The sequence below is a fragment of the Catenuloplanes sp. NPDC051500 genome, assembly GCF_044454585.1.
Lineage (GTDB): Bacteria > Actinomycetota > Actinomycetes > Mycobacteriales > Micromonosporaceae > Catenuloplanes.
The window spans coordinates 599,109-619,243 of record NZ_JBITDX010000001.1; the positions used below are offsets into that span (position 1 = coordinate 599,109).

19 protein-coding genes are annotated in these 20,135 nt (G+C 71.5%); 7 read left to right on the plus strand and 12 right to left on the minus strand.

Annotation, left to right across the window (positions count from 1 at the left end; translation table 11 throughout):
- The first annotated feature begins 47 nt into the window (after positions 1-47).
- Positions 48-941, plus strand: a complete 894-nt coding sequence (locus tag ACIA8K_RS02485) for a TIGR01777 family oxidoreductase (RefSeq protein WP_396054089.1) — start codon at positions 48-50, stop codon at positions 939-941.
- Here ACIA8K_RS02485 and ACIA8K_RS02490 read toward each other — a convergent pair.
- From ACIA8K_RS02490 to ACIA8K_RS02500, 3 genes are read right to left on the minus strand one after another with little or no spacing between them, the layout of a single operon-like run.
- Positions 890-1,819 carry an LLM class flavin-dependent oxidoreductase gene (locus tag ACIA8K_RS02490; protein ID WP_396054091.1) on the minus strand — a complete coding sequence of 310 codons (930 nt, stop codon included), beginning with the start codon at positions 1,817-1,819 and terminating at the stop codon, positions 890-892. The genes ACIA8K_RS02485 and ACIA8K_RS02490 overlap by 52 nt on opposite strands.
- Complete coding sequence (locus ACIA8K_RS02495; protein WP_396054093.1) at positions 1,819-2,214, minus strand: SCO5389 family protein; 396 nt, start codon at positions 2,212-2,214, stop codon at positions 1,819-1,821. The genes ACIA8K_RS02490 and ACIA8K_RS02495 overlap by 1 nt, the downstream gene beginning before the upstream one ends.
- A 49-nt stretch (positions 2,215-2,263) precedes the next feature.
- Complete coding sequence (locus ACIA8K_RS02500; RefSeq protein WP_396054095.1) at positions 2,264-3,235, minus strand: ATP-binding protein; 972 nt, start codon at positions 3,233-3,235, stop codon at positions 2,264-2,266.
- A 114-nt stretch (positions 3,236-3,349) separates the two neighbouring features.
- Between ACIA8K_RS02500 and lipB the strand changes: the two genes are divergently transcribed.
- Positions 3,350-3,985, plus strand: a complete 636-nt coding sequence (lipB, locus tag ACIA8K_RS02505) for a lipoyl(octanoyl) transferase LipB (protein WP_396054097.1) — start codon at positions 3,350-3,352, stop codon at positions 3,983-3,985.
- Positions 3,986-3,988: 3 nt separating this feature from the next.
- On the opposite strand, the gene aspS is transcribed toward lipB, so the two are convergent.
- Positions 3,989-5,257 (minus strand): aspartate--tRNA(Asn) ligase, encoded by a 1,269-nt coding sequence (aspS, locus tag ACIA8K_RS02510; RefSeq protein WP_396054099.1) that lies wholly within the window; start codon positions 5,255-5,257, stop codon positions 3,989-3,991.
- A 514-nt stretch (positions 5,258-5,771) separates the two neighbouring features.
- Here aspS and lipA point away from each other — a divergent pair.
- Positions 5,772-6,758 carry a lipoyl synthase gene (lipA, locus tag ACIA8K_RS02515; RefSeq protein WP_396054101.1) on the plus strand — a complete coding sequence of 329 codons (987 nt, stop codon included), beginning with the start codon at positions 5,772-5,774 and terminating at the stop codon, positions 6,756-6,758.
- A gap of 85 nt (positions 6,759-6,843) precedes the next feature.
- On the opposite strand, the gene ACIA8K_RS02520 is transcribed toward lipA, so the two are convergent.
- The 3 genes from ACIA8K_RS02520 to ACIA8K_RS02530 all read right to left on the minus strand — a co-directional run bounded on the left by ACIA8K_RS02520 (position 6,844) and on the right by ACIA8K_RS02530 (position 11,694).
- A complete protein-coding gene (locus ACIA8K_RS02520; RefSeq protein ID WP_396054103.1) occupies positions 6,844-7,827 on the minus strand; it encodes a DnaJ domain-containing protein in 984 nt (327 codons plus the stop codon).
- 173 nt (positions 7,828-8,000) lie between these two features.
- Positions 8,001-11,399 carry an AAA family ATPase gene (locus tag ACIA8K_RS02525; protein ID WP_396054105.1) on the minus strand — a complete coding sequence of 1,133 codons (3,399 nt, stop codon included), beginning with the start codon at positions 11,397-11,399 and terminating at the stop codon, positions 8,001-8,003.
- A gap of 136 nt (positions 11,400-11,535) precedes the next feature.
- Complete coding sequence (locus tag ACIA8K_RS02530; RefSeq protein ID WP_396054107.1) at positions 11,536-11,694, minus strand: hypothetical protein; 159 nt, start codon at positions 11,692-11,694, stop codon at positions 11,536-11,538.
- Between the two features lie 226 nt (positions 11,695-11,920).
- On the opposite strand from ACIA8K_RS02530, the gene ACIA8K_RS02535 reads away from it, so the two are divergent.
- The 3 genes from ACIA8K_RS02535 (at position 11,921) to ACIA8K_RS02545 (ending at position 13,810) form a co-directional block, all read left to right on the plus strand.
- A complete protein-coding gene (locus ACIA8K_RS02535; RefSeq protein WP_396054109.1) occupies positions 11,921-12,613 on the plus strand; it encodes a DUF4191 domain-containing protein in 693 nt (230 codons plus the stop codon).
- A 31-nt stretch (positions 12,614-12,644) separates the two neighbouring features.
- Positions 12,645-13,112: a helix-turn-helix domain-containing protein gene (locus ACIA8K_RS02540; protein WP_396054111.1), complete on the plus strand. Its 468-nt coding sequence runs from the start codon at positions 12,645-12,647 to the stop codon at positions 13,110-13,112.
- 110 nt (positions 13,113-13,222) lie between these two features.
- The gene (locus tag ACIA8K_RS02545) at positions 13,223-13,810 is read left to right on the plus strand and encodes a ClpP family protease (RefSeq protein ID WP_396054496.1); all 588 of its coding nucleotides are present in this window, start codon (positions 13,223-13,225) and stop codon (positions 13,808-13,810) included.
- A 109-nt stretch (positions 13,811-13,919) separates the two neighbouring features.
- On the opposite strand, the gene ACIA8K_RS02550 is transcribed toward ACIA8K_RS02545, so the two are convergent.
- The gene (locus tag ACIA8K_RS02550) at positions 13,920-14,339 is read right to left on the minus strand and encodes an RDD family protein (protein WP_396054113.1); all 420 of its coding nucleotides are present in this window, start codon (positions 14,337-14,339) and stop codon (positions 13,920-13,922) included.
- A 214-nt stretch (positions 14,340-14,553) separates the two neighbouring features.
- Between ACIA8K_RS02550 and glnA the strand changes: the two genes are divergently transcribed.
- Entirely contained in the window at positions 14,554-15,978 is a 1,425-nt protein-coding gene (gene glnA / locus ACIA8K_RS02555; RefSeq protein WP_396054115.1) for a type I glutamate--ammonia ligase, read from the plus strand.
- A gap of 244 nt (positions 15,979-16,222) precedes the next feature.
- On the opposite strand, the gene ACIA8K_RS02560 is transcribed toward glnA, so the two are convergent.
- From ACIA8K_RS02560 to ACIA8K_RS02575, 4 genes are all read right to left on the minus strand, one after another.
- Positions 16,223-17,077, minus strand: coding sequence for a hypothetical protein (locus tag ACIA8K_RS02560; protein WP_396054117.1), 855 nt, complete (start codon positions 17,075-17,077; stop codon positions 16,223-16,225).
- Positions 17,074-17,709: an RNA polymerase sigma factor gene (locus ACIA8K_RS02565; protein ID WP_396054119.1), complete on the minus strand. Its 636-nt coding sequence runs from the start codon at positions 17,707-17,709 to the stop codon at positions 17,074-17,076. Before ACIA8K_RS02565 ends, ACIA8K_RS02560 begins: the two co-directional genes overlap by 4 nt.
- Positions 17,710-17,794: 85 nt before the next feature.
- The gene (locus ACIA8K_RS02570) at positions 17,795-18,991 is read right to left on the minus strand and encodes a diguanylate cyclase domain-containing protein (protein WP_396054121.1); all 1,197 of its coding nucleotides are present in this window, start codon (positions 18,989-18,991) and stop codon (positions 17,795-17,797) included.
- Positions 18,992-19,081: 90 nt separating this feature from the next.
- Positions 19,082-20,128, minus strand: coding sequence for a sugar ABC transporter substrate-binding protein (locus ACIA8K_RS02575; RefSeq protein WP_396054123.1), 1,047 nt, complete (start codon positions 20,126-20,128; stop codon positions 19,082-19,084).
- Positions 20,129-20,135 lie beyond the last annotated feature (7 nt).

Consider the following 20,135-nt stretch of genomic DNA (forward strand, 5'->3'; position numbering starts at 1 on the left):
CGCGCGCCGGGGTTCGCCCTCGATCTTTTCCGGGCAAGAATGCAGTCATGCGGATTCTGCTGGCAGGGGCATCAGGCTTTCTGGGTACGGCGTTGCGCGAGCGACTCAAGGCCGACGGACACGATCTCCGGCAGCTGGTACGCCGCACGCCCGAGAACGGCGACCAGATCCCGTGGACGCCGTCGTCCGGCCACCTCGACCCGGCCGCGCTGCGCGGTGTGGACGCCGTGATCAACCTGGCCGGCGCGAGCATCGGCGGTCAACGCTGGACCGCCGCCTACAAGCGCAAGCTGCGCTCAAGCCGGGTCGACTCCACAGGCACGCTGGCCCGGGCGATCGCGGCGCTGCCCGCTGACGAGCGCCCGAAGGTGCTGCTCAACGGCTCCGCCAAGGGGTGGTACGGCGACACCGGCGACACCCCGGTCGAGGAGGACGCGCCGCCGGCCGACGACTTCCTGGCCGACCTGTGCCGGGTGTGGGAGGCCGCCACCGGCCCGGCCGAGCAGGCCGGCGTCCGGGTGGTGCACCTGCGGTCCGGCCTGCCGCTGGACAAGCGCGGCGGTCTGCTCCAGCCGCTGGTGCTGCTCTTCAAGGCCGGTCTCGGCGGCCGGATCGGCAGCGGTAAGCAGTACATCCCGTGGATCTCGCTTGCCGACTGGGTGAACGCGACGGTGTTCCTGCTCGAGCGCGACGACATCTCCGGCCCGGTCAACATGGTCGGCCCGGCCCCGGCGACGAACGCGGAGTTCACCAGGGAGCTGGCCGCGGCGGTGCACCGGCCCGCGATCATCCCGGTGCCGGGGTTCGCCATCCAGGTGGCGCTCGGAGAGTTCTCCACCGAGATCCTGACCGGGACGCGGGCGCTGCCGGGCGTGCTGAACCGGTCCGGCTACGTGTTCGCCCACCCGACGCTTGCGGCCGCGCTGAAGGCCGCGCTGTAGGGGTCGGGCGCGGCCTCGACGAGGAGCAGCGTTCGCCGTACCCCCGGAGGATCGTGAATGTGATCGTGGATCCTGCGGAGGCGGGCCGCGTAGGCGTCCAGGTCACGGTGCACGGGCGGCGAACCGTCGATGCGCACGTAGTCCCGGGTGCGGGCCAGCAGTTCCTCCAGCCGGGGTGACGGGCCCGGGGCGAGGTGGACGGAGGCGTGCTCGGCCCGCGCGGGATCGTGACCGTGGGCCGCGGCCGTCGAGTCCCACAACGCCAGCATGTCCCTTTTCTGGGAAATATCGGCATCGATGCCGAGAAGCAGTGGCAGCCCGCGTCGAGCCGCCACGGAGACGGTCGCCGCCGAGGTCGCCGCGACCCAGACCGGCATCGTGACCCGCGGCGATACGGTGACCTCGCGAAAACTGTGGAAATCGCCGTCCGCGCCGACCCGGGAAGCGCCCGAGAGCCACTCCCGGAGAAGATCAAGAGCTTCCGGAAAACCCTGCTCACGGTACGGCAGCCCGGTGCCGAACACCTCCAGGTCCACCCACGGCCCGCCGCGTGCCACGCCCAGCCGGAACCGCCCGCCGGACAGCTCGTGAAGCAGCGCCGCCTCCTCCCCGAGCGAGACCGGGTGCCGGTTCGGCAGCACGCAGGCCGCGGTGCCGACCTCGATCCGCCGCGTGACGCCGAGTGCGTGCCCGGCCGCCACTGTCGCGGACGGCAGCGTGCCGTACGCGGTGAAGTGGTGCTCGGCCAGCCACACGTCGTCAAGTCCGGCGTCCTCGGCCGCGCGGGCGAGCCGCGGGATCGAGGCGGGACCGTGCGCGCCGAGCAGGAAGAGGCCGAGCCGCCGGCGGACCGGCGACTCGGCATCGGGGTGCGACATCAGCAGTCGCGCAGCTCGGGGCTCTGGTTGGCGATCTGCGCGGTGGGCGAGATGAAGCGCTGGTACGTGTCGCCGCCGACCGCTGACAGCTTGAACGCGGCCACCCGGTGGCAGTTCTGGAACGCGAGCTTCACGCCGAAGTGACGCTCCAGCCCGGACCGGATGGCGTCGCTGGCGAGCGCGCGCAGCAGCTCGCCGCGCTCCTTCTCGCTGGGCGGCGGGACGGCGTGGTCGACGAACTCAGCTCCACTCGCGGCGGACTGGGAGGCGACCTCGGACACGATCGTCCAGGCGTACGGCAGGGACTGACGGACGACGTCGACGAACTCGGCGTCGTCGACGACCTGGCCACGCTCCACGCGCTCGAGCAGGGCGGTGGGTACGTCGAGGGACATGCGGTTCTCCTAACGTAAGACCCGTGGATCGATTACCCACGGGAGTCTATTAACTCCGTAGAGCTACGTCGATGGCTGCAGGATTGATAATGAAATCCAGATCGATCTGTTCAGTGAGGTCCGCGCCCACCCGCTCACTGGCCCACGCTGCGGCGTTACGCCTGTGGAACTCCGCGGCCTGCCGGGCGTAGCGCGCCCAGTCCTTGCCGGTCGCGTCAAGCCGTGCCCGCATGTCCGCAAGCACCGTGCGGTTCGCCGGCTCCAGCGCGTCGATCGGCTGGAAGCGCCCGCGCTCGGCCGCCTTGACGAACGCGGACCGGCTCACCCAGCCGGCCAGGTCGTCGCCGACCTCGGCACGCAGGAACTCCACGTCGGACTCGTCGTCCACCTTGTTGCCGATCACCTTGACCTCGACGCCGAAGTCGCGGGCGTAGCCGGTGTACTGCCGGTAGACACCGACGCTGCGCACCGTCGGCTCGCAGACCAGGAACGTCAGGTCGAAGCGGGTGAACAGCCCGGACGCGAACGAGTCCGCACCCGCGGTCATGTCCACCACCACGTACTCCCCCGGGCCGTCCGCGAGGTGGTTGAGCAGCAGCTCCACCGCGCCGACCTTGGAGTGGTAGCAGGCCACACCCAGGTCCTCGGAGGCGAACGGGCCGGTCACCGCGAGCCGCACGCCGTGCACGTCGCGGACCAGCGCGTCGTAGAGCGGGTTCGGCCTGTCGACGCCGATCAGCCGGGAGCCGCGGCCGGGCGGCGTGGTCTTGACCATTGACGCGGCATCCGGAATGCGCGGGTTGTCGCCGCGCAGGTACTCCTTGATCTCCGGCAGGTGGTCGCCGAGCGCGGGCAGCAGCACCGCCTCGTCGTCCGTGGCGCCGAGCGCGGCCGCCAGGTGCTGGTTGATGTCGGCGTCAAGCGCGAGCACCGGCGCTCCACCGGCGGCCAGATGGCGGGCGAAAAGACCGGCGAGCGTCGTCTTGCCGCTACCGCCCTTACCGACAAAAGCTACTTTCACAGAATTTTTCCCTTACACGGCATTGTGCGTTGTCCGTCCTACCTACATTGGTAGTCATTTCCATTAAGGGAGTCAAGCAGGCGTCACCCGAACGGGCGGGTCTAGGCTGAAGCCGTGACGAGCACGGTGACGGCACCCCTGGCGGTGCGCGCGGGAGTCGTGGACTACGAGACTGCCTGGTCCGAGCAGCGACGCCTGCACGAGCTCGTGGTCACCGGCGCCCAGCCGGACACGGTGCTGCTGCTTGAGCACCCGAGCGTCTACACCGCCGGCAAGCGCACCGAGCCGTTCGACAGGCCGATGGACGGCACGCCCGTCGTGGACGTGGACCGCGGCGGGAAGATCACCTGGCACGGACCGGGACAGCTGGTCGGCTACCCGATCATGAAGCTGCCGGAGCCGATCGACGTGGTCGCCTACGTCCGCCGCGTCGAGCAGCTCATGATCGACACCTGCGCCGAGCTCGGCCTGGCCGTGACGCGCGTCGACGGCCGCAGCGGCGTCTGGGTGCTCGCCGACGACCGCGGGCCGGACCGCAAGGTGGGCGCGGTCGGCATCCGGGTCGCCCGCGGCGCCACGCTGCACGGCTTCTCGCTCAACTGCGACTGCGACCTGACCCACTTCGACCGGATCGTGCCGTGCGGCATCCGGGACGCGAGCGTCACCTCACTCAGCGCGGAGCTGGGCCGGCCGATCAGCGTGGCGGACGTGCTCCCGATCGTGGAGCGCCGTCTCGCCACGCTGTCGTGACGCCTACGGCGTGAGCCGGTGCAGGTCCCGCGGGAACGCGGTGACCTCACGCACGTTCGCCGCGCCGGTCAGCCGGGACACGAACCGCTCCAGCCCGATCGCGAACCCGCCGTGCGGCGGCATCCCGTGCCGGAACGTGTCCAGGTAGGACGCGTAGGGCTCCGGCGACTCGCCCCTGGCCCGCAACGCGGCCACGTAGTCGTCGTAGGCGTGCAGCCGCTGGCCGCCGGTCACCAGCTCCACGCCACGGAACAGCAGGTCGAAGCCGTTCGAGTAGCGCGGCTCGGCCGGGTCCGGCGCGGTGTAGAACGGCCGCTTCGCCATCGGATAGCCGGTCACGAACACGAAGTCCGAGCCGTGCTCCCGCAGCGCCCACTCGCCAAGCGCCCGCTCGTGCGCCGGGGCCAGGTCCGGCTCGTCCGGGTGCGCACCCGCGATCCGCAGCGCCTCCGGGAACGCCACGGCCGGGATCTCCGCCGGGACGCCGGGCAGCTCCGGGACCCGCACCCGCTCCCTCACCGAGCCGACCATCCGCGTGAGCACCCGGGTCAGCACCGCCATCACGTCCCGGTGGTCGCGGATGAAGCCCAGCTCCGCGTCGAGCGACGTGTACTGCGCCAGGTGCCGCGCGGTGTCGTGCGGCTCCGCCCGGAACACCGGCCCGACCTCGTAGACGCGCTCGAACACGCCGACCATCATCTGCTTGTAGAACTGCGGCGACTGCGCCAGGAAAGCCCGCCGCCCGAAGTAGTCGATGCCGAACACTGTCGCCCCCGACTCGGTCGACGACGCCACGATCTTCGGCGTGTGCACCTCGACGAACCGCTCCGCGTCAAGCGCCGCACGGAAACCCGCGACCGCGGCCGCGCTCACCCGCAACGCCGCGCTGCGCCGCGGATGCCGCAACGACACCGCCGCCTGGTCCAGCTGCGTCGGCAGGCTCGCGCTCAGTTCAGGGCGAAAAAGAGCAAAATCAGTGGGTACGGCGAGCGGGCCGAGGGTCCGTAGTACGGCTTCCACAATCTCGGTCCCGCCCGGGGCAGCCGGGTTCGCCACCACCAGGCCGGTCACCTCGATGACCGTCTCCTCGGTCAGCGCCTCCAGCCCGGTGCGGGTCGCCGGCTCGGTGATCACCACCTGGGCGAGACCTGACGCGTCCCGTACCACAAGGAACGCCACCGATTTGAGCAGCCGGCGGCGATGCGTCCAGCCCTGGATCGTGACCGTCTCACCGGCGTGCGCGGCCAGCTCGGACGTGAGGATGCGTTGCATGAGGGCACCTCCAGATCGCTTCGCAACGCGATCCCGGCACCTCCCGGCCGGGTGGCCGTGAGGCAGGTGTGGGCGAGCGGGTCCTCGCGGTGCCACCACACCTTCGCGCGGTCCCTGGACGGGATCGCGCCTCGTTCGTCGCCCGGTGACGGGGGCCAGTCCGGCGGGTTCTACTAGGCCTCAGGCCTTTCCTCCCGCGGCTCGGGAGGGTCTTCGCACGCCGGCGCACGACCGCCTTCCCAGCTTCCGGCGGCTCTCTCGGCGTGCGACCCCGGCGCGCTACTCGTCTCCGTCAGCGCCGTTGCCCACACCGTACCCACGGCGCGGCTCTCGATCTTTTGATTTTTTCTGTGCGGTTTTCTGGTTTTCTGTGCGCCTATTGTCGTCGACGAAGAGTTTGCCGGTGGGTAACCGAAGGTTTGCCGTTCGTGGTGAGCGCCGTCACAGGCCCCTGGGCGTGAGCCACGTCGCGGTGCGCCTCTGAGGGCTCGATCCCCGGCGTAGGCTGACTTTCGTGACGATCGAGCGCACCGTGCCGCCGACGGCGACCGCAGTCAGCAGCAGCATCCACCCCGCCCCTGAGGGCCGGAGGATGTTGCGCATCGAAGCACGCAATGCGAGCACGCCGATCGAGCGCAAACCCCCGTGGATCAAGGTCAAGGCCAAGATGGGCCCGGAGTACACGGAACTGCGCGGGCTGGTGTCCCGCGAGGGCCTGCATACCGTGTGCCAGGAGGCCGGCTGTCCCAACATCTACGAGTGCTGGGAAGACCGCGAGGCCACCTTCCTGATCGGCGGCGACCAGTGCACGCGGCGCTGCGACTTCTGCCAGATCGACACCGGCAAGCCGGCCGAGTTCGACGCGGACGAGCCGCGCCGGGTCGGCGAATCGGTCGCCACCATGGGCCTGCGCTACGCGACGATCACCGGTGTGGCCCGTGACGACCTGCCGGACGGCGGCGCCTGGCTCTACGCCGAGACCGTGCGGCAGATCCACAAGCTCCAGGCCGACTGCGGCGTCGAGCTGCTGATCCCCGACTTCAACGCGGACCCGGTGCAGCTCGCCGAGGTCTTCGACTCCCGGCCCGAGGTGCTCGCGCACAACGTCGAGACCGTGCCGCGCATCTTCAAGCGCATCCGGCCCGCGTTCCGCTACGAGCGCTCGCTCGACGTGATCACCCAGGCCCGCGCGGCCGGACTGGTCACCAAGTCGAACCTGATCCTCGGCCTCGGCGAGGAGCGGTCCGAGGTCAGCCAGGCGCTGCGCGACCTGCACGAGGCCGGCTGCGAGCTGATCACCATCACGCAGTACCTGCGGCCGACGCCGCGGCACCACCCGGTCGAGCGCTGGGTCAAGCCGGAGGAGTTCGTCGAGCTGCAGGCCGAGGCGACCGAGATCGGTTTCGCCGGCGTGATGAGCGGGCCGCTGGTCCGGTCGTCGTACCGGGCAGGGCGGCTCTACAAGCAGGCGCTTGACGCACGCTCGGCCACTGTGGCCTGACCTTCATCTCGTCCTGACCGCGCGGCCCTCACCGGGGGCCGCGCGGTTTCCGTCTGTCGGGCTGCGGGCCGCCACAGGCCGCGGGCTACCGGGCCATCACGGGGCTGCGGGTGCCGATGACGTAGCCGCTGGTCAGCGCAATGGTCAGGACACCGACCAGGATCAGTGCGGTGATCGCGAGCGCGCGGCCCTGGGCTCCGGTGCGGCGGATGCGGTAGAGCGCCATCGGCGCGGTGATCAACGCGGCGGGGGCGAAGACCAGAGCCAGGACCAACGAGATGATCGCCAGGTTGTCGTAGCCGACCGGGCGCGCGGTCGAGATGAAGTCGCGGCGCGGGTCGGCCTGGCGGGGCGCGGTCCAGGCGCTGAAGGACGACGCGGCCTCGTGACGGCCCTGCTCCGGATCGGACTCGAAGCGGCGGTGCTCCGACTCGTCCTCATCCCAGCGGTCCCACTCGTCCGATGCCGGGAAGTCCGGCCCTCGGAGGTCCGGGCCGTGGAGGTCAGGCTCACGGAGGTGCGGCGCGCGGTAGGGAGGCTCGCGGTGGGGAGGCTCCGATGCGGCCGGCTCGCGAACGCGCCGGTCGTCGGTGCGGGGTGCGCGGGTTTCCGCCTTGCGGGCATCCGCCCTACCGGCATCCGCCCTGCCACCGTCAGCCTTGCGGGCATCCGGCCTACCAGGGTCCGCCTTGCGGGCATCCGGCCTGCCACCGTCAGCCTGGCGGGCATCCGGCCTACCGGCGTCCGCCTTGCGGGCATCCGGCTCGCGCGTGGGTGGCCGGGACGGCGGTCGCCGCCACGGACTCGGATCCGGGGGCGGGCCGGCGGCGCCGACGAGCAGGACCGTGCGGCGGTAGCGGTCGTACTCGTCACGGAGCAGCCGGTCGGAGAGCGTGTCGTAGGCGACGTTGAGCAGCGACTGGATGTTGTCGCTGCCGCCGACGTCCGCGTGATGCCGGCGGGACAGCGCCCGCCAGGCGCGCTTGATCTCCTGGGCGTCCGCGCGTTCGGTCAGGCCGAGCAGCGCATATGCGTCGCGGCCGCCCAGCTCGCGGAAATCGCGGCTCATGCGGGACTGTGGGGCTCAGGCGTACCGGAAGCAGACAAAGCGCCTCCACGCGGGATGAACCACTCCTTCCGGCCGAAGGAGCTGGGTAGTGCGAACGTTACCCAAGGCGATCCTAGATCGCCGCTCATCCACGCGGTCGCATTCCCGTCGCTTTCCGATATGCGCGATTTATCCTATCCGGCCGCGGCCGGAGGTGCGTCGAGCAGGCCGAGTCGGTGCGCGACCGCGGCGGCCTCCACCCGGTTCGCCACCTCAAGCTTCGCGATGATCCGGGAGACGTGCACGCTTGCCGTCTTCGGCGAAATGTAGAGCTCGGCCGCGATCCGCGCGTTGCTCAGCCCGGCCGCGACCAGGCGCAGCACCTCGCGCTCCCGGCCGGTGAGCAACGGCACGCCGGGCAGGGCCGCGGGTACCGCACCGGCGACTGTGCCTCGCAGGCCGAGCCGCCGGGCGAGCGTGCTGACGGCGCCGGACAGCGGCGCCGCACCGAGCGAACCGGCCAGCGCCCCGGACTCCTCAAGCGCCACGACCGCCGTCTCCCGCTCAGCGGACGCGGCCGCGACCTCGGCCAGCCGGAGCAGCGCACGGGCCAGGTTGTAGGGACGCCCGTCCACCCGCCAGACCGCCACCGCCCGCTGCCAGGCGGCCAGCTCGTCCGCGCCCGGCCCGTCCTCATCGCGCTCTCCTGAGACGCCAGGCTCCCCGGAGACGCCAGGCTCCCCGGCGACGCCAGGCCCTCCAGAAGCTCCGCGTCCTCCGGAGACGCCGGGACCCCCGGAAACGCCGCGTCCTCCAGAAACGCCACGCTCTCCGGAAACGCCACGCTCTCCAGAAACGCCGCGCTCCCCGGCGATGCCGGGTTCCACGGAAGCGCTCGGCGCGGTGAGGGCGGCTGGGACCAGATGACCGAACCCTCGGAGTGGCCCGCCGGCGGCGGAAGCCGGACCGTCCACCACCTCTGTCCCACCGGCCGCCGGAAGCACGATCCCGCGCACGACCGGCCGGCCGGCACCGGAGGCGTCGGCGTCGGCGTCGGCGTCGGCGTCGGCGTCGGCGTCGGCGTCGGCGTCGGCGAGAGCGTCCAGCGGGGCCAGGGCCGCGGCCGGCACCAGGCCGGTGAGGAGCGCGCGCGTCTCGGCCGCGTGGGCGCGTTGCGGCGGGAAGGCCGCCAGCCAGCCCGCGGTCATGGCGGCGAGCCGGGCGGCCAGGGACACGTCCGCCGCTTCCCGGGCCGCGGCGGCGATCGCGTCGACGAGCGGCCAGTCGTAGCGCGGGTACTCGCCGAGGCGCGGGTCGTCGGCGGCCCGGCGGGCGGCGTCGAGCGCGGCGGGCCGGTCGCCGCGGGCCAGCGCCGCAGTGATCGACAGCTCCAGCAGCGGGAGGCGCATCTGCTCGTCCAGGTACGGCCGGGCGAGGTAGGCGAGGGCACGCACCACCGCGTCGTCCGCGCCGGGTGCGCCGCGGGCCAGCCAGAGTTTCGCGCGAAGCATGGTCCAGTGCGCGCCGAGGTTGCCGACCGGGTCGATGCGGGCCGTGTCGGCACAGCGGACGTCCGCCTCGTCCCACCGGCCGAGCGCGACAAGCGCCTCCGCCGTGTTCGAGATCAGAAAGAGGCCGACGGAACGGCTGATCCCGGCGCGTTTGGCCTCGGCCGCGCCTTCTTCCGAGACTCGGACGCTTGCCGTCCAGTCGCCGACCTCGAAGAGCGAGTCCGACAGGTTGACAAGCGCCTTCACCAGACCGGGTAGATCGCCGGCATCGCGGGCCAGGACGATCGCGCGGCGCTGGTCCTCGATGCCGGTCTCGACCGAGTCGACGCGGCAGGCGATGCGGGCCAGCGCGATCCCGGCGGCTATCCGCGCCGTGGGATCGGCCGTTTCCTCGGCGGCGGCCCGGACCAGCGCGGCGGTGGCGTACCCCCAATCGCGTTTGATCTTGGTTAGGTGACCGGAGATGTCGGCGAGCAGGTGCACCCGCTCGGCCGAAGGCGGGCAGCGCATCGCCAGCTCAAGCGCGCGTTCCAGCTCGGGGCTGCCGTCCGCCTTGCCGAGCGTGCGCAGCAGGTGACCGCGCCGTTCCAGCAGGCGGGCCACGCGCAGCGGCTCCGCCTCGTCGTCGGCCTCGGCGAGCGCGGCCCGGGAGAGGCTGACGCCGCGGTGGTAGTCGCCGGCCGCGATGACCGCGCCGATCGTCTCCTCCACCAGGTCCAGGTGGGACATTCCGAGCAGTCCGGCCGCGCCGGGCACCTGCTCCCAGAGGTCGAGCATGCGCTCCAGCAGGCGGCCCTGCTCCGCATAGGCATACCGCCGGCAGGCAGCGTCCGCGGCCGTGTGCGCGGTGGTCAGCGCGCGCGGGTAGTCATGCGCGACGAACCAGTGGTGGGCGATCTCCGCGGGTGCGCGGGACGCACCGACGAGCGAGATGTCCGCCTCGATGATCGCGGCGTACCGCGCGTGCAGCCGGGTGCGCTCACCGGGCAGCAGGTCGTCGTGGACCGCCTCGCGGACCAGCGCGTGCCGGAACTCGTAGCCACCGTCCCGGTCGGCGACAAGCAGCTGGCCGGCGATCGCGGCGCGGAGTGCGGGCTCGAGCTGTTCCGCCGGCAGTCCGGCGGCCTCGACCAGAAGCTCGTGGCCGACCTGGTTGCCGCCGGCCGACGCGATCCGCAGCACGCGCTGCGCCGCCTCCGGCAGCCGGTCGACGCGGGCCAGCAGCAGATCGCGAAGCGTCTCCGGGATGGTGGCGCAGCCGACCGGGTCCGCGGTCGCGGCGAGTTCCTCGACAAAGAACGGGTTCCCCTGTGCCCTGTCGTGGATGTCGTCGACGGCGCGGGCCGTGGGCTCGGCGCCGAACAGGTGGGTGAGGACGCGCGCGGTGCCGTCCCGGTCGAGGCGGTCCAGCTCCCGGCGCTCGACGCCGCGGACCCGGTCCAGCTCCGCGAGGTAGGGCCGGAGCGGGTGGCCGCGGTGCAGCTCGTCCGACCGGTAGGTGCAGATGAGCAGCACCCGGGCGGAGCGGCCGGCGCGGATCAGGAAGGCGATCAGGTCGCGGGTGGACCGGTCCGCCCAGTGCAGGTCCTCGATCAGCAGGACCAGCGGCCGGTCCGCCGCCATCCGCGCGAACAGGCCGGCGACCAGGTCGAACAGGTAACCGCGACTCGCCTCGGCCACGCCGGGCTGGCCCAGCTCCGGCAGTAGCACCGAGAACTCGCGCTCGTGCCCGGCGAACAGGTCGGCGCCGCCCCGCCGCAGCACCTCGCGCAGCGCGGACGCGAACGGCGCGAACGGCAGGCCCTCCTCGCCCAGCTCCAGGCACTGGCCGGTGAGCAGTTGCACGCCCTCGCCGCCGACGTGCCTGCCGAACTCCTCGCAGAGCCGGGTCTTCCCGACGCCGGCCTCGCCGCCGATGAGCATCACCGCGGTCTCGCCGCCGCGGGCACGCTTGAGGCTCTCCCGGAGGGCGGCGAGATCACCGTCCCGGCCGACGAGCGCGCTTCCGGTGGTGTCGGAGGCGGCCGTCACGCGGCGCGGGGGCGGGAGGCCGTGGCGGTAGCTGGGCACAGAGCCGAGCATGCCACGGGGGTACGACACGGGCGTCGATGGGACGAGGGCCAGCACGGGCCGGGCAGCCGTCTCCGGCGCCCGGCCCGCGTTCCCCCGTGCCGACCCCTCAGCGGTTCCGGGGTGGTCCATCATCCGATACGCCGGTTCAGGCCTGTGTGGGGGCGGGCCCGGGGCGGCGCGGATGCCATCTGCCGGTACGTGCGCGGCGCACGTGGGCGGCCAGCGCGTCCGCCCGGGCCGCGCGCATCAGGTCGGCCTCGCGGGAGCGGTGCAGTGCGAGGATCATCTCCGAGTTCTGCAACATGATCGATATGCCTTCCGTTTCGTGGCGCCTGCCGTGGTGATGACACTTACGGTCCTCGGGAAGGCAGGCCCACCACATGAGGCGCGTGCCGCATTCCCGGGCGATATCGGTGTCTTAGTAACGTCTTAGCCCGGCTCGGTAAGGGCCGTATTCGCCGTAAGGTACTTACGCAGCGCCGGTCAGGACGGGCGCGCGAAGCTGTGGCGCGGCACCGTAGACTCGACGCATGGCAAAGCCCCAGGAGAAGGTCTCGTTCGGCCAGCGGCTGAAGCAGATCGGGATGGTGTTTCAGTTCACCGCAAAGCACGACAAGTGGTTCGCGCCGCTTCTCGCCGCCGCGCTGGTGGTCCCGATCGCGCTCGCCGTGCTGGCCATCCTGCTCGGCTGGGGCGTCTTCACGGTCATCCTGTTCTTCCTGCTCGCACCGCTGGCCGGCCTGGTCGTGCTGAGCATCCGGTCGAACAGCGCGATGATGACCGCCGCCGAGGGCCAGCCCGGCGCGGCCGCGTCGATCCTTGAGCAGATGCGCGGCGACTGGCGGGTCCGGCCCGCGGCCAGCTCCACCACAAGCTTCGACATGGTGCACATCGTGATCGGGCGGCCCGGCGTGATCCTTGTCGGCGAGGGCGACCCGAGCAAGGTCCGGCACCTGCTGAGCTCGGAGAAGAAGCGGCTCTCCAAGGTGATCGGCAACGCACCGCTGCACGACTACGTGATCGGCACCGGGGAGAACGAGTTGTCGATCCGCAAGCTGCGGATGACGCTGCTCCGCCTGCCACGCGACATCTCCGGCGCCGAGGTCAACGCGCTCGACAAGCGGCTGGCCGCGCTGTTCGCCCGGCCGCAGATGCCGAAGGGCGCGATCCCGAAGAACATGCGCCCGAGCAAGGGCCAGTTCCGCCAGTCCCGCGGACGCTGATCGCCGCAACGCCGTAACCGGGAGGTCTGCCGTGCCGCTGCTGCGCCGCATCATCGGGTCCGTCCTGCGCCGGATCCGGCTCGCCCAGGGCCGGACACTTCAGGACGTGGCCCGTGACGCCGACGTCTCGCTGCCGTACCTCTCGGAGATCGAGCGGGGCCGCAAGGAGGCCTCGTCGGAGATCCTGGCCGCGATCTGCCGCTCGCTCGGCATCGGGCTCGGCGACCTGCTCGACGAGGCCCGCCGCGAGCTGGCCCGCACCGACCCGCGCCGCCTCTCGCCGCGCGCGGCGGTCCCGGCACACGGTTTCCCCCGCTCCGCAGCGCACCTGGGCGGCGGAGCTTCCGGGCAGGTCACGGCCTCGGCCGGCGGCGGTCCCCGATCGGCCGCGCGCCTCTGCGGCGGAAACGCCGGGCGGTTGCGCGCGAGCATTGCGCTGGAAGCGATTCTCCGGGCAGAAGAATCCTTCGAGGGTACGGCGATGGTCGCCGCACGCTGAACGGAAGCGACCGGGTGGGCCCGTCCCACCCCGACTTCCGGGAGCGTGCCATGCGTTACCACCACCCGACCCTGCCCACGCAGCCGACCGCCGCCGCGCAGCCGATCCGCATGCGGGAGGCGCCCGCCGTGGGCGGCCTGTTCGAGGGCCAGGTCTTCGAGCGCCTGCTGCAGGAACGGATCATCTTCCTCGGCCGTGAGGTCGACGACGCGATCGCGAACACCATCTGCGCGCAGATCCTGCTGCTCGCCGCGGACGATCCGGCCCGCGACATTGTGCTCTACATCAACTCCCCCGGCGGCTCGGTCAGCGCCGGCATGGCCGTCTACGACACCATGCGCTTCGTCGGCAACGACGTGGCTACAGTGGCGCTCGGCATGAGCGCGTCAATGGGCCAGTTCCTGCTCTGCGCGGGCGCGGCCGGCAAACGGTACGCGCTGCCGCACGCGCGGATCATGATGCACCAGGTCTCCGGCGGCATCGGCGGCACAAGCGCGGACATCGCCATCCAGGCGCAGAGCATGCTTCACGTGCGGCGCACCACGATGGAGCTGATCGCGCGGCACACCGGGCAGACACCGGAACAGATCGCCGAGGACTGGGACCGCGACCGCTGGTTCACCGCCGAGCAGGCGCGCGAGTACGGCATGGTCGACCACGTCGTCGCCAGTGCGGACGAGCTTGCCGCGCTTCGCTGAGGCGGTTCGGGGTGGTCTGGTTCTCCGGACCCGGCCACCCACGGATCCGCGGCCCGCGGGAGCACGCGGGGCTCGGCCCCGGCGAAAGCGGGAATATCCGATTGTGGAGTTAAGGCTTTTTTCGCGGTGCGGGGATGACGATCGAGCGGGCCAGGCGGTCGTGCAGGCCGCGGCGGCGGTCGTCGAGGACGAGAAGCGGCACGACGAGACAGATCGCGAGGCCGCGGAGCAGTCCGCGCAGGGGGCCGATGCGGTCGCCGGTGTCCACGTCGACCACCGCGATCCGGACCAGCGCCATGCCGGGCGTCTGGGCGAAGAATCCTGCGAAAACGGTGTAGATGAAGATCAGCGCGACGACCGGCGACCAGCCGTCACGCGCCGGTTCGCCGTAGAGGCTCGCCACCAGAAGGCATAACGCCCAGTCGATGACGAGTGCGCCGAAGCGGCGGCCGAGTGTCGGCAGTTCGATGTCACCGCCGTTCGGCGGATCATTCGGCTTCTGATGTCCATTCGCGGGATTCGCTGCCACGGAGATCCAGGTTAACGGTCAGTATGCGGGAGCCGGGAACCCGGTCCGGGCCTGCGCTGTATGGTCCGTTCAGGTCCCCTCCGGAACCCCGCCGGGTGCATAATCGACCAGCATGTGGTCGTAACACGGCGGAAACGATCGAGACATGCTCGGGCAACCCCGCAGCCATACGGTCGCGACCAGTCAGCTTCAAGTGGACGTGCCAGGAGGACGTGTGTTCGCCAATTCCGAGGAGCTCCTGCGATACCTCAAGGATGAGGACGTTAAGTTCGTCGATGTTCGCTTCTGTGACCTGCCGGGCGTGATGCAGCACTTCACGATTCCGGTCGAGTCCTTCGACGACTCCGTCTTCTCCGACGGCCTCGCCTTCGACGGGTCCTCGATCCGCGGGTTCCAGGCCATCCACGAGTCCGACATGCTGCTGCTGCCGGACGTCGCCTCCGCCTTCATCGACCCGTTCCGGGTCAACAAGACGGTCGCGCTCAACTTCTTCATCCACGACCCGTTCACGCGGGAGGCCTACTCGCGTGACCCGCGCAACGTCGCCAAGAAGGCCGAGGCCTACCTCGCGTCCTCCGGCATCGCGGACACGGCGTATTTCGGTGCCGAGGCGGAGTTCTACATCTTCGACTCGATCCGCCACAGCACCCAGGCCAACGAGGCGTTCTACCACATCGACTCGATCGAGGGCTGGTGGAACTCGGGCAAGGAGGAGCCGGGCGGCAACCGCGGTTACAAGACCGCGTACAAGGGCGGTTACTTCCCCGTCCCGCCGGTCGACCACTACGCCGACCTGCGCGACGAGATGGTCAACAAGCTGATCGGCGCGGGCTTCACCATCGAGCGGGCGCACCACGAGGTCGGCACCGCCGGCCAGGCCGAGATCAACTACAAGTTCTCGACGCTGCTGCACTCCGGTGACCAGATCCAGCTGTTCAAGTACATGATCAAGAACACCGCCTGGAACGCCGGCAAGACCGCCACGTTCATGCCGAAGCCGCTGTTCGGCGACAACGGCTCGGGCATGCACACCCACCAGTCGCTCTGGGCGAACGGCGAGCCGCTGTTCTACGACGAGACCGGCTACGGCGGCCTCTCGGACACCGCCCGCTGGTACATCGGCGGCCTGCTCAGCCACGCCCCGTCGCTGCTCGCGTTCACCAACCCGACGGTCAACTCGTACCGTCGCCTGGTGCCGGGCTTCGAGGCGCCGGTCAACCTGGTCTACTCGGCGCGTAACCGGTCCGCCTGCACCCGCATCCCGGTCACCGGCACCAACCCGAAGGCCAAGCGCGTCGAGTTCCGCGTGCCGGACCCGTCGAGCAACCCGTACCTGGCGTTCTCCGCCATGCTGCTGGCCGGCCTGGACGGCATCAAGAACAAGATCGAGCCCCCGGCCCCGATCGACAAGGACCTCTACGACCTCCCTCCGGAGGAGGTCGCGAACGTCAAGACCGTGCCGGGTTCCCTCGACGCCGTGCTCGACAAGCTCGAGTCCGACCACGAGTACCTGACCGCGGGCGGCGTCTTCACCGAGGACCTGATCGAGACCTGGATCGACTACAAGCGCTCCAACGAGGTCGACGCGGTCCGCCTGCGCCCGACCCCGCACGAGTTCGCGATGTACTACGACTGCTGATCTCGTCTGATCAGTGAAGGCCGGGCCCCAGCGGGGCCCGGCCTTCCTTCGTTCGTCCGGCAGGGGGCCGGCTGACCGGTGGCCGCACCTTCGTCATGCGGATCCGTCTGTGCAGGTGGATGCGGTGCACTGCCCAGAACTACGCAGTCCCGCGGGCGGGGTTAGGGACGCCCACGGGACTGCTGTCGTTGTGGCGACCGGCGGGGGTGAACGCTGCCGTGGTTCACCCCCGCCGGCGCCGGTGCTACCCCTGCGGCGGGGGTTTGGGGGCCGGCGAGACGCTGGGAGGCGTGCTCGGCCTGCCGCCGGGGTAGCCGTTCTGCCCGCCGTCGCGGGATGATCCGCCGTCGCGGGATGGTCCGTTCTCGCGGGATGAGTCGTCGTCGCGGTACGGCGGCGAGTCGCGGTCCCGGGAGCGGTCACCATCTCCGGGGCCACCACGAAGGTCGTCTTGGGAGTCACCGCGGGAGCCCGGGTGCTGCGGCGAGGGCGAGGCCGCGGACTGGCGGTCGCTGCAGAAGGTGTCGACGCGGTCGGTGCCACCCGCGTCGCGGACCAGGTCGTGGTAGCGGACGTCGCGGAGTGCGCGGTCGCGCTGCCGGTCGTCCATGCCGGTCAGCTCACGGCACAGCTGGCTCGGGGCGCTCCGGCCGCGCTGACCTGCGGAGACCTCGGGCCCGGGAAGGACCGCGGCATCCGACGGCGGCGCTGCCACGGCCGGCGGAAGCGCCTGCGTGGCACCGCTCTGCGTCCGCGCCGTCGCGGCGGGGCGGGTGCCCCGGCCGGAGTGCTCAAGCGGCGACGTGACCGTGACAAGCGCGACGCTGCCCACTCCGGCCGTCGCGATCACACCGAACGCGGCGACCTTGACGCTCAGCATCCGGGTGAGCGTGCCGCGCAGCGCGCCGAACCGGCGCGGGGGTCGCGGCGCGGTGCGGGCGGCCCGGAACGCGGCCAGCGCGGCGGCCTCACCTGGCAGTTCCCGGTCCACCGGCCCCGGTGCCGAGGCGGCGGTGAGCAGTGCGGCGAGCGGATCGTGGGCATGGCGGGAGCGGCCCTCCCGCAGGAGGTGCTCCGCTGACGCCCGGTCCATGCTCATCTCACCTCCCTCAGCGCCGGCGCCGGCGAATGTGTCACGCGGGCCGTGGGCCGGGGTGGTGGCGCGGGTGCGGAGAGCCGTTCGGCAAGCGCTTTCAGTCCCCGGTACGCGGCCGTCCGGACCGCCCCGGCGCGCTTGCCGAGGATCCGCCCGGTGGCCTTCGCGTCCAGGCCGATCACCACCCGCAGCATCACGGCCTCGGCCTGGTCGCGCGGGAGCGAGGCGATCAGCGCGACCGCGGCCTCAGTTCCGAGCAGCTCGATCGCCCGGTCCGCGGTGTCCTCGGCGACTCCGAGCCCGGGACCGGGCGGCAGCTGCTCGATCGGAAGTGCGGAGATCGAAAGGGCGGAGACCGGCCGGCGGCGCTGGGCGCGCAGGCTGTCCATGGCGCGGTGCCGGGCGATGGTGGCGGTCCAGCCGCGGAAACCGTCCCAGTCTCCGGCGAAGCCGCCGAGGTCGCGGGCGATCTGCAGCCAGGCCTCGGAGGCCACGTCTTCCGCGTCGTCGCCGACGAGCACGCGCAGGTAGCGCAGGAGCGCCGGTTGCTGGAGCCGGTAGAGCAACCGGAACGCCTCGTCGTCGCCGGCCTGCGCGGCGCGCAGCGCGACGTCGAGTTCCTCCGGTTGCTGCATTCAACGGCCTCCGCGCCAGATATGTCCGTTTGCTGACTGGTGGACGTGGGGTCCCTCAGTGACAGCGCCGGATGGCGGGAAAGTGTTACAGCGCGGCGGGCTCCCCGTCGAGTGTGGGTTCCTCAAGCGACGCGGTGTAGATCGTCGGGCCGAGCCCGCCGCGCTTCGCGGTGTACATCGCGATGTCGGCGTGCTGGAGCAGTTGCGAGGCGTCCGACGCGTCGGTGGGGAAGATCGAAATGCCGATCGAGCCGTGGGTACGCAGCACCTGCCCGTCGGGGAGCACGACCGGCTCGGCGAACGACTCCGCGATCCGGCGCCCGACAAGCAGCGCGTCCCCCGGCGCGGACAGCCGCGGCAGCAGCACTGCGAACTCGTCGCCGCCGAGCCGCGCGGGCGTGTCCGAGTCGCGGACCGCGGTCTTCAGCCGTTCCGCGACCTCCTGCAGCAGCAGGTCGCCGGCGGCGTGGCCGAGCGTGTCGTTGACCTCCTTGAAGCGGTTGAGGTCGATCAACAGCAGCCCGATCCGGTCCTGGTGGCGCGCGGCCTCCCGTACCGCGCGATCGGTCTGTTCGTGGAGCAGCAGCCGGTTGGCGAGGCCGGTGAGCGGGTCGTGCAGCGCCTGGTAGCGGTTCGCGGCAGCCTGGCGTTCGATGCGGCGCTGGTAGCCGACCAGCACCGCGGCGGAGAGACCGAGCGGCAGCAGCACCACACCGATCATGACCAGGGAGGTGGCGCGCAGCCAGTTGTTCTGCGCCTCCGCCTCCTCCAGGAAGCCGGTGGTCTCCAGCCGGATGCGGTCCATCTGCGCCGAGATCTGCTTGCGCAGCGCCTGCTCCGCGAGGTCGGCCTGCCCGGCCTGCGCCTGCACCCGGGCGGTCGCGCCCTCGTCGCCCAGCTCGATCAGCCGGCGCAGCGTCTGCCCGTACGACCGGTAGGCGGGCAGGATGACGGCCACCACAAGCCTGTCGTCCGGGTCGCCGTTGTCCGCGAGCCAGAGCAGGTTCTCCTCGCCGCCGCCGATGGCCGAGGCGAGCGGTTTGCGGCCCACCTCGTTGCCGGCCCGCAGGTAGTCTCGCATCGCGTCCTGCTCGGCGTTGAGGCTCTGGAAGACCTGGCCCCACTCGTCGCTGATGCCGTTGAGCCGGCTCACGCCGGAGGTGGCCCGCTGCATGATCAGGTTCGAGGCCATGGCCAGCGCGGCCAGCGCGAGCAGGCTCAACGCCAGGCCGGCGATAGCCATCCGGGCGGCGCCGCGCCCGCGGGGGAAACGCGCAGGCATCGCTGGCACCTCCCGTGTCTGCTCTCGTGCGGCCCCAGCGGCCCTGTGCGTGACCGATCGGTCCGCTCCGCCACGGACTGAGGGTTCCGCTCAGCGGGCGTCGTCGATCGGGCGCAGCCGGTCCGGGAGGCTCGCCTTGATCTCCTCGATCCGCGCGTCCAGCTGTGCCGCCCGGGCCGCCGCGGAGGCCTGCCGGATGACCACCGATTCCACGTTCTCCGCGGAGACGGCAAGCCCCGGGATGTAGGCCCAGCCCTCCGGCAGCGGATCACCGCCGGCCGCATGCTCGGCCTGGATCCACGCGGCGACCGCGGCCTTCAGGTAGTGCTCCGGCGAGACCACCGCGGTGAGGCGCCCGTCCCGGACCGCGGCGAGCGACTCCGCGGCCAGGTCGAACGCACCGGCCAGCCACCGCCCGCCCAGCTCGGACCGGACCGACGCCAGATTGAACGCGTCCGGGTCGCCGTTGCCGATGAACGCCAGCGCGTCCGGGTTCGCGGTGGCCAGACGCGCCCACGCGGCGCGGTTGGCCGTCACGTCCTGCGCGGTGTCGTACGGCCCGGTGACGCTGATCTTCGGCAGTTTCTCGACGAACCGGTCGCGCATGCCCTGGGTCCGGAAGTCCATGGTCGGCACGCCGGGCGCGATCGTGCCGAGCACCACCGTCCCGGTCGCGTTCGCCGGCAGCCGCCGGATGATCTCGTCGGCCAGCATCCGGCCCAGCTCATAATTGTCGTTGCTGACCAGCAGCGGCACGCCCGACGCGGGCGCGGGCCGCACGCCCACCGCGATCAGCTGAACGCCTGCCTTCGCGGCCGCTGCCATCGGGCGGGCGAACAACTCGGGCGAGAGCGTGGTGACCGAGATGCCGTCGATCCGGCTGTCCGCAAGCGTCTGGAACCGCTGCACCTGCCGCGGCCCGTCCACCACCTCGGGCCCCGACACGGAGGTCTGCACGCCTGCCACCCGCGCCGCACCTGCCTGATATCCGAGCCCCAACTCCACCGAAAAGTTCGACGCCGTATCCGGCACCACATACGCAATGGTCGGCGCGCCCTCGTCCCGCGGATCCCCACACCCGCCGGCCACACCCACCCCAGCCAGCCCGAGCAACAGCCGCCGGCGAGTCGATCTCATCCCCCCA

What these genes read in the sequence shown, in the direction of transcription:
- ACIA8K_RS02485 (WP_396054089.1), top strand. Translation starts at nt 48, where the DNA reads ATGCGGATTCTGCTGGCAGGGGCATCAGGCTTTCTGGGTACGGCGTTG.
- ACIA8K_RS02490 (WP_396054091.1), bottom strand. Translation starts at nt 1,819, where the DNA reads ATGTCGCACCCCGATGCCGAGTCGCCGGTCCGCCGGCGGCTCGGCCTC.
- ACIA8K_RS02495 (WP_396054093.1), bottom strand. Translation starts at nt 2,214, where the DNA reads ATGTCCCTCGACGTACCCACCGCCCTGCTCGAGCGCGTGGAGCGTGGC.
- aspS (WP_396054099.1), bottom strand. Translation starts at nt 5,257, where the DNA reads ATGCAACGCATCCTCACGTCCGAGCTGGCCGCGCACGCCGGTGAGACG.
- ACIA8K_RS02520 (WP_396054103.1), bottom strand. Translation starts at nt 7,827, where the DNA reads ATGAGCCGCGATTTCCGCGAGCTGGGCGGCCGCGACGCATATGCGCTG.
- ACIA8K_RS02525 (WP_396054105.1), bottom strand. Translation starts at nt 11,399, where the DNA reads ATGCTCGGCTCTGTGCCCAGCTACCGCCACGGCCTCCCGCCCCCGCGC.
- ACIA8K_RS02530 (WP_396054107.1), bottom strand. Translation starts at nt 11,694, where the DNA reads ATGTTGCAGAACTCGGAGATGATCCTCGCACTGCACCGCTCCCGCGAG.
- ACIA8K_RS02535 (WP_396054109.1), top strand. Translation starts at nt 11,921, where the DNA reads ATGGCAAAGCCCCAGGAGAAGGTCTCGTTCGGCCAGCGGCTGAAGCAG.
- ACIA8K_RS02545 (WP_396054496.1), top strand. Translation starts at nt 13,223, where the DNA reads ATGCGGGAGGCGCCCGCCGTGGGCGGCCTGTTCGAGGGCCAGGTCTTC.
- ACIA8K_RS02560 (WP_396054117.1), bottom strand. Translation starts at nt 17,077, where the DNA reads ATGAGCATGGACCGGGCGTCAGCGGAGCACCTCCTGCGGGAGGGCCGC.
- ACIA8K_RS02565 (WP_396054119.1), bottom strand. Translation starts at nt 17,709, where the DNA reads ATGCAGCAACCGGAGGAACTCGACGTCGCGCTGCGCGCCGCGCAGGCC.
- ACIA8K_RS02570 (WP_396054121.1), bottom strand. Translation starts at nt 18,991, where the DNA reads ATGCCTGCGCGTTTCCCCCGCGGGCGCGGCGCCGCCCGGATGGCTATC.
- ACIA8K_RS02575 (WP_396054123.1), bottom strand. Translation starts at nt 20,128, where the DNA reads ATGAGATCGACTCGCCGGCGGCTGTTGCTCGGGCTGGCTGGGGTGGGT.